The 15,079-nt window shown below is 59.2% G+C and carries 16 protein-coding genes; 6 read left to right on the top strand and 10 right to left on the bottom strand.

Annotation, left to right across the window (positions count from 1 at the left end):
* The first annotated feature begins 110 nt into the window (after positions 1-110).
* Positions 111-509: a Zn-ribbon domain-containing OB-fold protein gene (locus ACEN83_RS16990; RefSeq protein WP_495577806.1), complete on the top strand. Its 399-nt coding sequence runs from the start codon at positions 111-113 to the stop codon at positions 507-509.
* Positions 509-1,699 carry a thiolase family protein gene (locus tag ACEN83_RS16995; RefSeq protein WP_495577807.1) on the top strand — a complete coding sequence of 397 codons (1,191 nt, stop codon included), beginning with the start codon at positions 509-511 and terminating at the stop codon, positions 1,697-1,699. The genes ACEN83_RS16990 and ACEN83_RS16995 overlap by 1 nt, the downstream gene beginning before the upstream one ends.
* Before the next feature lie 9 nt (positions 1,700-1,708).
* On the opposite strand, the gene ACEN83_RS17000 is transcribed toward ACEN83_RS16995, so the two are convergent.
* From ACEN83_RS17000 to ACEN83_RS17025, 6 genes are all read right to left on the bottom strand, one after another.
* Entirely contained in the window at positions 1,709-2,494 is a 786-nt protein-coding gene (locus ACEN83_RS17000) for an IclR family transcriptional regulator (protein ID WP_495577808.1), read from the bottom strand.
* Between the two features lie 88 nt (positions 2,495-2,582).
* Positions 2,583-4,169, bottom strand: a complete 1,587-nt coding sequence (locus ACEN83_RS17005; protein ID WP_495577809.1) for an MFS transporter — start codon at positions 4,167-4,169, stop codon at positions 2,583-2,585.
* A gap of 38 nt (positions 4,170-4,207) precedes the next feature.
* The gene (locus tag ACEN83_RS17010; protein WP_495577810.1) at positions 4,208-5,092 is read right to left on the bottom strand and encodes a fumarylacetoacetate hydrolase family protein; all 885 of its coding nucleotides are present in this window, start codon (positions 5,090-5,092) and stop codon (positions 4,208-4,210) included.
* A 1-nt stretch (position 5,093) separates the two neighbouring features.
* Positions 5,094-6,044, bottom strand: a complete 951-nt coding sequence (locus tag ACEN83_RS17015) for a VOC family protein (protein ID WP_095967320.1) — start codon at positions 6,042-6,044, stop codon at positions 5,094-5,096.
* A 67-nt stretch (positions 6,045-6,111) separates the two neighbouring features.
* A complete protein-coding gene (locus ACEN83_RS17020; RefSeq protein WP_095967321.1) occupies positions 6,112-6,870 on the bottom strand; it encodes an SDR family NAD(P)-dependent oxidoreductase in 759 nt (252 codons plus the stop codon).
* A 50-nt stretch (positions 6,871-6,920) separates the two neighbouring features.
* Complete coding sequence (locus ACEN83_RS17025; RefSeq protein ID WP_007942510.1) at positions 6,921-7,157, bottom strand: ferredoxin; 237 nt, start codon at positions 7,155-7,157, stop codon at positions 6,921-6,923.
* Between the two features lie 338 nt (positions 7,158-7,495).
* Between ACEN83_RS17025 and ACEN83_RS17030 the strand changes: the two genes are divergently transcribed.
* From ACEN83_RS17030 to ACEN83_RS17045, 4 genes are all read left to right on the top strand, one after another.
* Entirely contained in the window at positions 7,496-8,758 is a 1,263-nt protein-coding gene (locus ACEN83_RS17030) for an MFS transporter (protein ID WP_204928854.1), read from the top strand.
* A 27-nt stretch (positions 8,759-8,785) separates the two neighbouring features.
* Positions 8,786-9,106, top strand: a complete 321-nt coding sequence (locus tag ACEN83_RS17035; RefSeq protein ID WP_095967323.1) for a 2Fe-2S iron-sulfur cluster-binding protein — start codon at positions 8,786-8,788, stop codon at positions 9,104-9,106.
* A gap of 20 nt (positions 9,107-9,126) precedes the next feature.
* Positions 9,127-10,362: an NAD(P)/FAD-dependent oxidoreductase gene (locus ACEN83_RS17040; protein WP_095967324.1), complete on the top strand. Its 1,236-nt coding sequence runs from the start codon at positions 9,127-9,129 to the stop codon at positions 10,360-10,362.
* A 74-nt stretch (positions 10,363-10,436) separates the two neighbouring features.
* Entirely contained in the window at positions 10,437-11,270 is an 834-nt protein-coding gene (locus ACEN83_RS17045; protein ID WP_095967325.1) for an oxidoreductase, read from the top strand.
* A 58-nt stretch (positions 11,271-11,328) separates the two neighbouring features.
* Here the strand turns inward: ACEN83_RS17045 and ACEN83_RS17050 are convergent, their stop codons facing one another.
* The 4 genes from ACEN83_RS17050 to ACEN83_RS17065 all read right to left on the bottom strand — a co-directional run bounded on the left by ACEN83_RS17050 (position 11,329) and on the right by ACEN83_RS17065 (position 15,031).
* Entirely contained in the window at positions 11,329-11,679 is a 351-nt protein-coding gene (locus ACEN83_RS17050) for a nuclear transport factor 2 family protein (RefSeq protein WP_093224106.1), read from the bottom strand.
* Between the two features lie 22 nt (positions 11,680-11,701).
* Positions 11,702-13,003 (bottom strand): MFS transporter, encoded by a 1,302-nt coding sequence (locus ACEN83_RS17055; RefSeq protein ID WP_495577811.1) that lies wholly within the window; start codon positions 13,001-13,003, stop codon positions 11,702-11,704.
* Between the two features lie 44 nt (positions 13,004-13,047).
* Positions 13,048-13,836: an SDR family NAD(P)-dependent oxidoreductase gene (locus ACEN83_RS17060; RefSeq protein ID WP_495577812.1), complete on the bottom strand. Its 789-nt coding sequence runs from the start codon at positions 13,834-13,836 to the stop codon at positions 13,048-13,050.
* Between the two features lie 163 nt (positions 13,837-13,999).
* Positions 14,000-15,031 carry a hypothetical protein gene (locus tag ACEN83_RS17065; RefSeq protein ID WP_095967328.1) on the bottom strand — a complete coding sequence of 344 codons (1,032 nt, stop codon included), beginning with the start codon at positions 15,029-15,031 and terminating at the stop codon, positions 14,000-14,002.
* Positions 15,032-15,079 lie beyond the last annotated feature (48 nt).

Raw genomic sequence — 15,079 nt, forward strand, 5'->3', positions numbered from 1 at the left:
CGCGAACTGTCGATCCGTGCCTTTGTCGGGGTAAATATATGACACTTTTTTAAAATATGTACAAATGATACCGTATGACCTCAAGTCAAACATTCACCTGCGGACCGCTGATGCCTAGAAAACTTCCTGCACTCAACGCCGACAACCGCGCCTTCTGGCAGGGTGGCGAACAGGGCGAATTGCTCATTCATCGCTGCGCGGCCTGCAGCCGGTATTTCCATCCGCCCGCCCCGCTGTGCCCGCATTGCGCCAGCTTCGAGGTGGCGCCGAAGGCGGTATCGGGCAAGGGCAAAGTGCTCAGCTACACCATCAACTACCAAGCCTGGAACCCCGCCCTTGAGGTGCCCTATGTGGTCGCGATCATTGAGCTGGTGGAACAAGCCGGCTTGCAATTCGTGAGCAACGTGGTGGGGATGCCGGTCGAGGATGTGCACATCGACATGCCGGTACGGGTCAGCTTCCTAAATGTCGAGGATGTCTGGTTGCCTCTGTTCGAGAAGGATCAGTGATGTTCGATCATCGTTATGAAAAAGACGTCGCCATCACCGGCATCGGCCAATCGGAAATCGGACGACCGTCAAGCAAATCCGCCATGCGCCTGACCCTCGATGCCTGCCTCGAAGCCATTGCTGACGCCGGCCTGCAGCGCAGCGACATCGACGGCGTGGCTTGCTGGCCGGGCGATAACAACAATGGCGACCCGTTCTCGCCGGTCGGCCCCAGCGCCCTGAAAAGCGCACTGGGGCTCAACGTCAACTGGTTCGGTGGCGGATATGAAGGGCCCGGCCCGCTCACCGGTGTGATCAACGGTACCATGGCGATTGCAGCGGGCCTGTGCAAACACGTACTGGTGTTTCGCACCATCACCGAAGCGTCAGCCCGGATGGTTAACAAACAGGCGAGCGCCTTGACCAACAAAACCAAGGGACGCGACAGCAGCTACGCCTGGCAGTGGTTCACGCCCTTCAATGTGCTGTCGGCGACCAATCTGATGGCGCTGTATGCCCAACGTCACTTCCATGAATACGGCACTCGCCCGGAGCAGCTGGCACAAATCGCCCTGACGTGTCGCCAGAACGCCATGCGCAACCCCAAGGCGGTGTTTCGCACGACGATGAGCATGGACGATTACATGGCCTCGCGGGTGATCTCTTCGCCTTTGCGTCTGTTCGACTGCGACGTGCATTGCGATGGCTCAACCGCGATTGTGCTGTCGCGCCGTGATATCGCTCAGGACCTGCCGAACAAACCCATCCGCATCGAGGCGATGGGCGCAGCGTTGAATCAGCCGTGGTCATGGGACCAGATCTCGCTGACCAAAATGGCGGCTTTCGACGTCGGCCAGATGATGTGGGCGCGCACCGACTACACCCCGCAGGACGTCGGCTCCGCACAGTTGTATGACGGCTTTTCGATTCTGACCATGATCTGGCTGGAAGCCCTGGGCCTATGCCCGACCGGGGGCAGCGGCGCCTTCGTTGAAGGCGGCACCCGCATTGCACTGGATGGCAGCATGCCGCTCAATACCAACGGCGGTCAGCTTTCGGGTGGCCGCACCCATGGGCTCGGTTATGTGCATGAGGCGTGTTTGCAACTGTGGGGGCGTGCCGAAGGCCGGCAAACCCGTGAACACAGCGTCAGTACGGTGGCAGCCGGTGGCGGCCCGCTGGGGGGCAGCCTGCTGCTGGTGCGCGAGTAACGCAGCGTCTCAGTAGAGAACGCCGGCCACTTCGTTACAGAACTCGATCAGTGCCTTGCCCAGGTCGGCAAGGCCCTCTTCATCCCGTTGTCCACGGAACATCACCGCTGACACTGTGAAGTCGATGCTGTTGCTCGGCGAGTAGACCGGCGCGGCAATGGCCAGGATCCCTCCGGAAAAATGCCCGTCGTCCAGCGCCCAACCGCGCTCGGCCGCTTGTCTCACCTCTTCGCGATAAACGTCCAGCGGCAAAGGCTGGGCCCAGCGAATCGTGTCGAAACTGCTCTGTACTTCCGGGTCGTCGAGGTCGATCTGAGTCGCGAACAAGCGCCCACTGGCCCCCATCAGAATCGGCAAGCGCTGACCTTCGGCCATATCGATACGCACATCGGTCGGGCTCGCAGCGGAGGCGACAATGACAATCCGGTCGGGGCTCATTTTTCGCCACAGGGTAATAGTCACGCGCTGGCGTGCAGCCAGGTTTTGCAACAAGGGTTTGGCCATTTGCACGCGGTGCCCTTGGGTCACCACCTGTTCGACAAGTCGTGCCAGGCCCAAGCCAACCGAATAGCGTTTGGACAATGCGCTGAAGTCGACGACGTCCTCCTGTACGAGTGTGCGCAGGATGTTGAAGCAGGTGCTGGGGTTGATTTTCAGCTGACGTGCGATGTCCACCGAGCGTTCCGGTGTCCCCACCTGACTGAGGTAGCGCAGGATGCGTATGGCGTTGGAAACGGGCTTGACGAGGGTGGCGCCGGCCGATTTGGTGGTGTCGTTGAGGTCAGTGAAGTCCATGCCCGATCCAGTAACTTTGAGGTGCCAGCATTCTAACCTGAGAATGAACGGCAACGTAAAAGTTTTAACTGGGAATAATCCGAACGAATTAGTGAGTTTGTTTCTCCAGCGGCTGATAAATCAGCCGGCGGGTCTGCAGGTCTTCGCGACGAAAACGCTCAAGCAGGCATTCCTGGGAATGGTCTGCCTGGGTCACCCGCACTTGCTGGCGCAGGTAATCCAGCCATGACTCGACAATGAAACGCTCGCTGAAAAGCTGCGGGTCCGCCATGTCGCGGTACAGGCGCCAGTTCTGCGCGCCGTTGCGCCGCCGCGCCTTGCCTACGGCGTACACGACTTTCAGGAAATCGTCACGGTCAGGCGGGCTTACCTGATACACGATCTCGACCGAAACCGGTCCTTCGGAATGACACACCGGGCTGCCCAGTTGCGGATTGTCGGCCACCTGCACTTCGGCAAAATCCGCTTCCTGCCCCAGTTCGATCCGGCCATTACGCGTCAGCAAGATCCCGGCCAACAATAACAGTGTCGCCAATAGCAGGCTTTCACTGACGCCCAACGCCTGTGCCAGCGCGCCCCATAGCGCGCCGCCCGCTGCCATGGCCCCCATCAGGATCAATACGTAGACCGACGCCACTCGTGCCCGCACCCAGTTGGCGGCGTACGTTTGCACCACAGTGGAAATGGTCGCGTTGACCGCCATCCAGCCAAACCCTGCCAGCAACATCATCACGCAGACCCCATAGCGATTACGCGAAAGCGCAGCGGTCAGGCTGGCGGCCGCAAAAGCAACGGTGCCGCAGATCAGTAAGTGACGCATGCTCACCGAGCGATACAAACGCGGCAAGATCAATGCGGCCAGCACGGCACCCGCCCCCAGAAATGCCATGAGCAAACCGTAGCCGCCCGCTTCCATGCCCAATTGCTGCTTGGCCACCAATGGCATCAAGGCCCACAAGGCACTGGCGCTGCTGGTGAACACCAAGACCTGCTTGAGCGCGTTGAACAGCACCGCTGAATGCCGGATATAGCGCAGGCCACTGCGCATGCCGCCGGTCAGGGTTTCCGGCGGCAAGCCCACGGCCGGCGGATTTGGCGTAAGCCTGAACAGGAAGAGCAATACGGCGAACAAGCACAGCGCGATCACCAGGAATACCGAGGCGGTGCTCCACCAGGCAATCAGGGCACCCGCGAGCGCCGGCCCCAAGGCGCGAGTTGCATTGATGGCGATACCGTTCAATGACACCGCCGCCGGCACCTGATCCCGTGAAATCACGCTGACCATGGTCACCATCCACGCCGACATCCCCAAGGCACTGCCGGTGCCCAGCACAAAGGTAAACGCCAGCAATCCCCAGGTTTCCAGATGCGCGCTATACGCCAGTGCACAAAGCACCAGCGCGGCGAACAGCATCATGCACTGCGTAATGATCAGCCACCGACGACGCTCGACCCGATCGGCTATCACGCCGCCGGGGAAAGCAAACAGGAACACCGGCAGGGTCACCGCGGTTTGCACCAGCGAGACCATGGCCGCGGAGGGGGTCAGCGTGGTCATGATCCACGCCGCAGCGACCGTCTGCATCCAGATCGCCATGTTGACCATGGCGCCGGCGAGCCATAAGCCGCGGAACGCCTTGTTACGAAACGGCGCCCACGCCGAGCCCTCGCTCATCATCACTCCTCAGCGTTTCAGCCGGTTCAAATCAGTGGTTAGTTTTCTAGCGGCTGGCCCAACCGCCCTGCGGCACGCGCCGGGTTGAGCTGACGTGGCAGCGCAATGGTATTACGCAGTCGACCGATGCCTTGAATCTCAGCCTCGACTCGATCCCCAGGTTGCAAAAAGCGCCCGCTTTCCAGGCCCACACCGTGGGTGGAACCGGTAAACACCAGATCACCGGGACGCAGGCTGATGCGTGCATCCAGATAATTGAGCAACTCATCCAGACCGAAAATCATCTGGCGGGTATTGTCCTGCTGACGTAATTCATCATTGACGCTCAGGTGCATATCCAGTGCCGGCTGCCCCGCTACGCCCAACTCATCCGCCGTCACGATCCACGGGCCCACCGGGGTGGTGCGGTCCATGGCTTTTTGGGTCAACAGGTCCAGGCGTCCAATCTGTTTACCGGCGTCGCGCGCACTGATGTCATTGCCCACCGTGTACCCCAGTAGACAATCGCTGGCGTTAGGCTCTGCGAGCAATGGCCGACCGACCACGGCCACCAGCTCCACTTCGTAATCAAGCTGACGGGTCAATGGCGGAAACTCGATCTCGTCCTCTGCACTGACCAGCGCAGATTCAGGCTTGATGTAAGCCAGTGGATGCGCTGGCACATCGCTGCCCAGGCGTTTGAGATGACTGAGGTAATTGAGCCCCACACCAAACACCCTGGCACCCGGCTCCAGCGGCGCAAGCAGCCGTGCCGCGGACAGCGGCAACCACTCGTCGTCCAGATCAAGCACGTCCGCCACCAGCCGCGTGCCCAGCCCGGCCCAGTTTGCGAACGGCGCATTGATCCGGCGCAGGCGATCGGTTTGCGCGTCGAGTAACGCCCAAAACGCCTGCCCCGCCACCTCGACCCGTGCCAGGCGCATGTCAGTGCTTGGCCAGGTAGATGGGCAGGTACTCAGGGTCGAGCACTTCTTCCGGTGTTTTGACACTGGTACCGAGAATCGGGCCCACCATTTCGTGACCCCATAGGCTGAGTTTCTCCGGGTTCAACTCGTAGGGGTCACCCTGCCACGGCTCAATTTCAGCAATGGTCTCGAAGGCAAATCCGGACGGGTTGAAATGGTAGAAGGACAGGTGCGGGTCCTGGGCATGCTGACCGAGGGTCATCATCATCGGCAGTTGGCGCTGACGCACAATGTCGTAGGTTTCACCGACGTCGCGCACATTGCGCACAAACAGTCCGACATGCTGCACGCCCATGCGGCCCGGGCCGTGACCATAGGCAATGTCATGACTGGTGTGATGGTTGAGCTTTGAGCGGAAGAAACCGGTGCGACCCTTGCCTGCGCCAGCGCCATACCAGCTGAAGCCCATGACATTGAGCAGGAAGTCTTCCAGTTCCGGGGTGTAGTCCGGGGTAATCAGCACCACGTGGCCAGCGCCACGTTCATCGGCGAGAAAACCACTGTGCGGGCGACCGGGCTGGAAGGAACGCGGCAACCACTTTTGCCCGTAGAACAATTCGTGCTGGTAGCCCACCGGATCGCGAAAACGTACCAACTCGCGCACACCACGCTTTTCACACAATTGCGCGTCGCCACGGGTGTATTCAACATTGGCCGCCGCCAGCTTCTTGATACCGTCCTCGAAGGCCATGCGCCCTACTGCTTCCCAGCCAATGTAGGCAATTCTGTCCACTTTGCCTGGATGGAACGCAAAACGATGGCGGCGATCGTCGATTCTGAAGTACAGCGACTCAGGGTCACTTTCAGGGTTCTTGCCAATGCCGAAGCCCATCACCTGCGGGCCATACTCACGCCACGCGTCGAGGTTGGGGGTCTCGAACCCCATGTAACCGATACCAATGATGTCCACGTAATTTCACCTTGTTATTGTTCGAGATGAAAAGGTGCCAATGGCACCTGCCCTGACGTCGTGTGTATTAAATCGCCAGTAATCCGCCGTCGATGACGATGTCCGAACCGGTTATGAATGACGCTTCGTCGGAAGCAATAAAAACGGCCATCGCCACCACTTCTTCAGGCTCGCCCGGACGGTCCATCAAGACACCGTCCAGCAACATGGCACGCATTTTCGGGTCTTCCAGAAACGGTCGAGTGCCCGGCGTGGCGACAAACCCGGGACTCAAGCTGACCGCTCGAATGCCGAACGGCGCGCCTTCTACGGCCACTTGCCGGGTGAACGACACCACGGCGCCCTTGGCGGCCGAATGCGCGGAGATGCCCGCCACTTTTGAGCCACCCCATGCAGCGGTGGAGGACACGTTGATGATCACCCCGCGCTGCTCGGCCAAATGGTTCCAGGCATATTTGGTGGTGTAGAACAGCAGGTCGATTTCATTGCGCATGGTGAACTGCCAGTCTTCGATCGAGAGTTCGCTGACCAGCCCGAAACGTGCAGCGGAAGCATTGTTGTACAGAATGTCGATGCGCCCGTGCTCGACGACGGCGGCATCGATCCAGGCCTTGGCCTGTTCGTGATCGCCCAGGTCGACGGGGGCCGAGCCATACAGGGTAAAGCCCTCGGCTCGCATCAAAGCGGCCGTCTCTTCATGGCCTTCGGCGTTAAAGTCGCAACCGACCACAATCGCCCCTTCGCGGGCAAAACGCAGTGCCGCGGCCCGGCCCTGGCCACCACCGGTACCGGTGATCAACGCGACTTTATTACGTAAACGTCCCATCCACACATCCTCAACTCTGTGGTTATCAGTGACGACTGGTGCTCACACCCTCAAACAGCTTCGTCTTCGGGGGTAATGGGCTCAAGCCAGATGGCTTCCGCCGGACAGGCGGCGGCACCTTCACGGGCCTCCTCCTCCAACTCGGGCGGTACACGGGCATCGTCCATGTACACCAGGCCATCGGCATCAAGTTTGTAAAGGCTGGGGCAGATCGCGGCACACAAGCCATAACCACAGCAGCGGCTACGGTCGGCCACGGCTTTGAATTGCGCTTTTTCTGAACTCACTTTTTTTCTCCTTATCAGGTCCAGTCACAGCAAATTATGAACACTTATTTATTTTATGTGCAATTAATTTTTAGCGCGGATATGCTGGCAGTCATCGGCGCTTGCAAAACACCCTGGTGAGCTTGAGGCGACGGGATGTTGAACAGATTGATTCAAAGGTGTGTTCGACGCAGGAAATTCGTTTGTCTATGAGTCAGATAGCTGTTCTGGACAAAGCGAAAATCCTATTTTTATTCTGAATAAAAGATCTGATTCTGTTTTAAAGAATCTGCAAGTGGTGCTCTCCCCTCCCTTGCAGCAGTGCTTGGCTCAACAAAACCTATAAGGAAGCCAACCCCATGCACCCTTCAAAAAACGAAGCGGCCATTGATCTTCACGAGTTCCGACAGGGCTGGAAGATCCTCATCCTCGCGGTCGCCGGTGTTGCCATCAGCATCAACGCCGCCCTGCTCTATGGCTTCGGCACATTGGTCGTACCGTTGGGCGATGCGTTTGGCTGGAGCAAAAGCGAACTGCAGGCCTGCATTACCTTCCTGTTTGGTGGTGCGGTCGTGTCATTGCAGCTCGTGGGCTGGTTCAACCTGCGCTACGGCATCAAGCGCGTGACGGTCATTTCCCTTCTGCTACTGTCCCTCGGCTACCTGGCGACCACCCAACTGACCCACTCGATTTGGTCGATGTACATTGCCTTTACCTTACTGCCCATCGTCGGCATGGGTGCATTGGCCGTCACCTGGACACAACTGTTGAGTCTGTGGTTCGACCGCAATCGTGGCCTGGCACTGGCCATCGGTCTGTCCGGGACCGGGGTGACCGCCGCCACCATTCCACGGCTGATGGCCTGGGGCATCGAACAATGGGATTGGCGCGCAGCCTTTGTGATCCTCGCGTTGCTCAACCTGTTGGTGCTGCTACCGCTGATTCTGCTGTGGTTCAAACTGCCCACCGCAGCCGGCAACAGCAACGATGACAAGGCTCTGACGGAATTGCCGGGGGTGAGTTTTCGCGAAGGCATGGGCTCACTGAAATTCTGGACCTGCAACCTGGCATTGGGCCTGGTGATTTCGTCGATTGTCGGCATGGTCACCAGCACCGTTCCCATGCTGCAGGCCAAGGGGCTTTCAGCGGCCGATGCCACTACGATTTTCAGCTGCTTTGGCGTGTCGCTGATCTTTGGGCGAATGCTGATCGGCTATCTGCTGGACCGTCTGTGGCCACCGGCGGTGTCTGCAATTAGCCTGGTACTGCCGGCCGTCGGATGCCTGGTCTACCTCAGCGGAACCGTCGAGTTCGCGCCTCTCATGCTCGCAGCCATACTGGTCGGCTTTGGTGCCGGGGCGGAGTTCGACATCGCCGCGTTCCTGATCGCCCGCTACTTCGGCCTGCGCGAATACGGCCGTCTGTTTGGTGTGCATCAGGGCCTTAACACCGTTGCCTCGGCACTCGCGCCGCTGCTCTTCGCCTACCTGCTTTCAACTACCGGTTCCTACACCGCGATGCTGGTGTACAGCGCTATTTGCTGCCTGATCGGCCCCCTGCTTTTACTGACTCTTGGCCGAGTCCCGCGCTTCGACGCGCAGGCGCTGCCCAGTCATTCCTGAACCACGCCAACAATACCGGAGCAGAACATGCCCACACTGACGTTTATCGAACACAACGGCACCGCCCATCAGGTCAAAGGCGACATCGGCCAATCGGTCATGCAAGCCGCTACCTTTGCCTCGGTGCCGGGCATTCCCGCCGACTGCGGCGGCGCCTGCAGTTGCGCCACTTGCCACACCTATGTCGACGAAGCCTGGCTGGGCAAAGTACAAGCCGCAGAGAGCATGGAAAACGACATGCTCGAGTACGCCTTCGAGCGTCGTGACAACAGTCGATTGAGCTGCCAATTGATCATCAGCGAAGAGATGGACGGCATGGTGTTGCACCTGCCTTCATCGCAATTCTGAATACGCCCCAAGGAGTTGTCATGAACCTCGCCTCAGTCGTTATTGTCGGTGCTGGCCAAGCCGGTTTCCAGGTCGCCAGCTCACTGCGCCAGGAAGGTTACGAAGGCCAAATCACCCTGATCGGTGATGAGCCCGGCCTGCCCTATCAACGCCCGCCGCTGTCGAAGGCGTACCTGCTCGGAAAAATCCAAGACACCAACCTGTTGTTCCGTCCTGCCGACTTTTATGCCACCCAGCGCATTGATTTGTTGCACGACCAGGTAACCGCGATTGACCGCCAGAACCGTCGCGTGGTCCTGGCCTCGGGTGATGCCATCCACTATGACCACCTGGTCCTGGCCACCGGCGCACACAATCGCCCTTTGCCGGTGCCGGGGGCCGAATTGCCGCAAGTATTCGGCATCAAGACCAAAGCCGATGCCGATGCACTGGCGCCGCTGGCAAAAGCAGCGCGCAATGTCGTGGTGATCGGTGCCGGCTTCATTGGCCTGGAGTTCGCAGCGGTAGCGGCGGCGCTAGGGGCGAACGTACATGTGCTGGAACTGGCCGAGCGGCCGATGGCGCGTGCGGTGTCCCGGGAGATGTCAGAACTGTTCCGCCAAGCACATGAACAATGGGGCGTGCACTTTGACTTCCGCGAGGGATTGAGCCGCATCGATGGCGACAACGGCAAAGTCTGCGCGGTGCAAACCGCCGACGGCCGCGCCCTGCCCGCCGACCTGGTGGTGTTTGGCATCGGCGTGATCCCCAATGCGCAACTGGCGACAGAAGCAGGCCTGGCCATCGAGAACGGCATCAAGGTGGATGCCAACCTGCTCACCTCTGACCCACGGATTTCCGCTCTGGGCGATGTCGCGAATTTCCCTTGCCTGCAAAACGATGAAAAACATACCCGCCTTGAATCTGTGCAGAACGCCGTTGACCAGGCCCGCGCCGTGGCTGCACGTTTGATGGGCAAACCGGCGCCGTACGGTGCGCTGCCCTGGTTCTGGACCGATCAGGGCGACCTCAAGCTGCAAATTGCCGGACTCTCCAGCGGTTACGACAGCACCGTAGTCCTGGGTTCCGCCCAGGACAAACAACTGTCGGTCCTGTGCTTTCGCAATGATCGACTGGTGGCGGTGGAGTCCTGTAATCGCATGGGTGACCACATGGCCGCGCGCAAGATTCTCTCCCGCGCGCCCAGGCTGACCGCAGCCGAAGCCTCAGCGGAAGGCTTCGATCTCAAAGCCTGGGAAGCGGCCAACCGCGACTGACCCTGCACGAATCCTCCAAGCCAGCCGCACCAGCACTGAGTGCGGCTTTTTCTTGCAATGACTGGAGCAACGCAATGAATAAAGTCTGGTTTGTCACCGGTGCGGCCCGAGGCTTGGGCGCCGCTATTGCCAAAGCCGCCCTGGACGACGGAGACAAGGTCGTGGTCAGTGGACGGCGCATCGAGCCACTGGAAAACGTTTTCGCCGAATACGGCGACCGTGTCATGGCCGTGGCGCTCGACGTGACCGACGAAGCCATGGCACTGAATGCCGTAGAGGCCGCGGTGGCACGTTTTGGCCGCATCGATGTGCTGGTCAACAATGCCGGCTACGGCCAATTGGCGCCCTTCGAAGACAATCTCGCCAGTGAAGCCGACCAGCAATTTGCAACCAACGTGTTTGGTGTATTCAACGTCTGCCGCGCCGTACTGCCCGTGATGCGGGAGCAACGCAGCGGCCAGGTGTTCAACGTGTCGTCGATGGGCGGCGTGGTGGGGATGGGCGGCGCGGCGTTGTACTGTGCGTCGAAATTTGCCGTGGAAGGTTTTTCCGAGTCACTGGCCCAGGAAGTGGCACAGTTCGGCATCAAGGTAACGCTGGTGGAGCCCGGCGTGTTCCGTACCGACTTCCTCGACCCCAGCTCTGCGATCTTTGGCACCCGTGAGCTAGAGGATTACGTGGCGTTCACCGCCAAGATCAAAAGTGCATCGGCCGCCTACAACCACCAGCAAACCGGCAATCCGGCGAAGCTGGGTCAAGCGCTGGTGGAGCTGGCCAACAGTGAACATCCACCGTTGCGCTACCTGGCGGGCTCCGACGCCTACCAGCAGGTCAGCGACAAGCTCAACAAGATGCTCGCAGAAATCGAACTCTGGCGACATCTGTCCTTCTCCACCGATGGTGTGTAGCGACTCATAAAAAAGCGCAACCAGGAGGTTGCGCTTTGTGTATGTAAAGTTTCGATGCTTACAGATTGATGAAGTAGCGAACGAACAACTTCCCCTCTTCGAACCGATACAACTCAATCGTCTCGATGCCGCCTTCCTGCTCGCGAAAGGCATTGAGGTGATGGCACGCCGCTTCATTGCCATTGACGATGCATTGGCGCACCTCGACGCGAATCTTCGGTTGCTGCTGCGCCCACATGCCTTCCAGAACCTGCCAGGCGTCGTGCTGTGGTTTGCCGACGTATTCGATGCTCAAGCCATTGCTCGATACGCTGCGGTAGTGAGCAAAAAACCCTTCTTTGTCACCGCGGTTCCAGCAGTCGATCTGACCGTGCAGGAAGTGTTCGATTGCGTGTTTGTCCATGCTCATTGCACATTCATCCTCGGATAAGTCAGGCGTGTTGTTGGGGTTGCAGGGATTGTTGATGTGCCAGAAAGGCCGGTTCCATCTTCAACCACAACAGAATGCTCGGGCCGATAATTGCGCAGCAGAAACAGCACACCAGTACCGCCGAGTAGCTGCCGTACACATCGTAAAGATGACCGAACAGCATGGGCACCAGACCGGAAACAACGGTGATCAGGCACAGGTGCAAACCGAAGATCCGCGCGTAGTCTTTCAGGCCGAAGTAGCGTGCCATCAGGAAGGCTGCCAGATCGAACTCAGCCCCGGCACTGGCGCCGATGCACAAGGTGGCGAGCACCAGTAACGGCGTGTTCTGCGCGCCACCGAACAGAAAAATCGCACAGCCTAACGCCGGTAGCGCCAGGCTGACCGACGCCACCACTGAGGGCGAATAGCGGTCCAGCAGGTACCCCACCAGCAAACGCCCACCGATGATGGAAATGCCGAAGGTGCTGAAGATCTGGGCGGCTTCCTGAGCGCTCAAACCCTTGCTTTGCAGCATCGGCACCATGTTGGTGACCATGCCCACGGTCAACGACACTGACAGAATCAAGGCGATGTTGAATCCCCAGTACACGCCAGAACGTAACGCCTGCCTGTAAGACATGCCGGTCAGTTCCGGGAGCGCCTTGGGCACGGTCGAGTCAGTGTTGACGCGCTGTGCCGGCATGCGCAGCCACATCATCGACAGCGGCAGCGTGAACAGCAAAGGCATCGCGCCCAAGGCAATGAAACCGGCTTGCCAACCGTAGGCTGCAATCAGTCGCGACAACAGTGGCGGCAGAATCATCGCCATCAGCCCGGTGCCACACAGGATCACCGCCAACGCCAGGCCCCGATTGCGCTCGAACCAGAGGTTGACCAGTTGCGTCCAGGTAATCGCAATAGTGCCTGCACAGACAATCGGCATGCTGAAAAACGCCAGGTACAACCAGCCAATCGAGCCCTGAATGCGGGTAATGGCGAAGTAGCCGATGATCTGCAGCACGATCGACACAATCGCCACCCGGCGCAGGCCGTAGCGACGATAGAGCGGCCCCACCAGTTGCGTGGAAATCGCCACGCCGGCGAACAGAAACGTGATCGATGCCTGCAAGTCGCCTCGGCTCCAGCCAAAGGCTTGTTCCAGCGGAATGACCAGGGTGCCGAAGGCATACAGCAAGGCAGCGGTAATGCTGGTGCAAATGCCGAACAACCCCAGAAGCACCACCTGCCAGCCACGCTTGAACTCGGAGAAATCACTGCCCCCGTGGGACCTTTCATTGCCATTGCGTGTTTCGATTGTCATGACCTAACTCCCGGCGCAACCGCCATCGCGGATGCGCGACATGATTATTGGCCCTTGAGGATTTCTTCGACCTTGGGCAACGCGATCATGGTGGCGCCACCGTCCACCAGCAGCGAAGTACCGGTGATGTACGAAGCCTCGTTGGAGCTCAGAAACAACACGGCATTGGCAATGTCCGCGGACTCACCCAGACGCCCGACCGGGAAATGCGCAGCAAGTTTATGCGGCAGTTCGTTACCCAGTGTTTCCAGCATGTGGTCGGTGCCGATGAGTCCTGGCTCGACGACGTTGACCAGGATATTCATCGCACCAAACTCCACCGCCAGCCCTCGAGCAAACGCATTCATGAAGGCTTTGGTTGAGCCATAGGCAATCAGTCGCGGCGTGTACTTGCGGTTGGCTTCACCCGAGGAAATGAAGATCAGCCGGCCTTTGTCGACGGCTTTAGACAGGTACGGTGCGCTGTCCTTGGCCAGCCAGAACAACGATTGAATATTGCTGCGAACAATATGGTCGAAGGTGTCGTCGGCCATTTCGGCGATCAGCCCGTGGCTGGTATCAGCGGCGCAATGCACCACGATGTCCAGGCCACCAAAGTGCTTGACGCCGCCCTGCACCATTGACTTGATGGCGTCGCGATCGGCGATGTCGCCGCCGACCAGGCAGGCTTGCGCGCCCAGAGCCTTGATTTGTTCGATGGTTTCTTCGCCATATCGAGCGGTGCGTGCCGATACCACGACCTTGGCGCCCTCTCGGGCATAGGCCAGAGCGATGGCACGCCCCATGCCTCGGCCGGCACCGGTGACCAGCACAACTTTGTCACGGAATTTCATCGCGGTTCCTCATTGTTATTTTTGTTTTTGTCGTTGTAGGAGCGAGCTTGCTCGCGAAAAACCCGAGAGCACCGTTGGGTATCAGGCCTGGCGCGTTATCGTTCACGTCCATCGCGAGCAATCGAGCGTCGACCGGCTGCTCCTACAAGGAAACCTGGCTGGTTTAGAGATCCTTGCCCGGCACATTCCGCGCCGAACCGTTACGCCGGTCCGACTCGCCCCAACCCAGCCAGTGCGATGGCTCGCGGGTATCGCCCACACGGCGCCAGCGCCCTTCTTGCTGCGCGGTGATCGGGAAACCGCCGACAAAGTCGATCATCTCGCCCTTCTCGTCCGGCAAGAACTCCCACTCTTCCTTGCCTTCCAGCACGATTTTTGCCGACTTCAGGAAGTAGCTGCCGTCCTTGTGTTCGGTTTGACCCTCGATATCGGTGGTGACCCGCACTTCGCCTTTTTCATTGTTGAAAATGGCGTAGCCCAAGTGATCGTGGCCGACCATGAAGGATCCGGTATCCCAAGTGCCATCCTTGTAAACGGTGACAAATGACCACCAGATCACGTGCTTGTTGTTGTTCACCACCAGGTCTTTCTTGAAGTGGATGGCGCCGCCTTCAGCCATGTAGAACTGATCCAGCGCCATGGCGCCTTTTACCGGGCGCCCCTCGCACACGCCGGCGATGTCCCACAATTGTGAAACATAGAACGTGCCCCACTCCACGCCCGGCAAGTACCACTGCAAACCCGGGCCGAGCAGGCGGCCTTCGAGGTGGAACAGGCCTTCTTCTTTCCAGGTCAGGCGTTCGCTGCTGGCGGTGATCTCCCAGGCGTTTCCGACCTCACCCGGTTGGCTCGCCCAACGCGCGGTATCGCCTTCCAGGCTGTGCACGGGCAACGGTGTCAGCGCTTGCCTGGCCATTTTTTCATGGTCCATGCGCAGATTGACGTTGTCGACGTGGTTGTTCAGGTAGAAGAATTTGGTCGGGTTGGGCGTGCCATTGGGCGCCATTAGCGACCGGACGAACGAATAGATGTTGCCCTGCTCATCGCGCACCGATCCGAACGGCGAACTTTTGCTCAAGTGCAAGCCGAAGAACCCGCGTTCGGCCGACATCGAAGCGCCGGTCACCTTGTGCGGCCCGACCAGTTGTTGAAAGCCGAAATCACCGCGTTCTGGAATGGTTTTGAACGTTCTCATAGTGCCCTCTGTTGTTTTTGTTAAGGCTTGGAAACGAAGTGGTAATCC

Source organism: Pseudomonas sp. Pseusp49 (genome assembly GCF_059491875.1).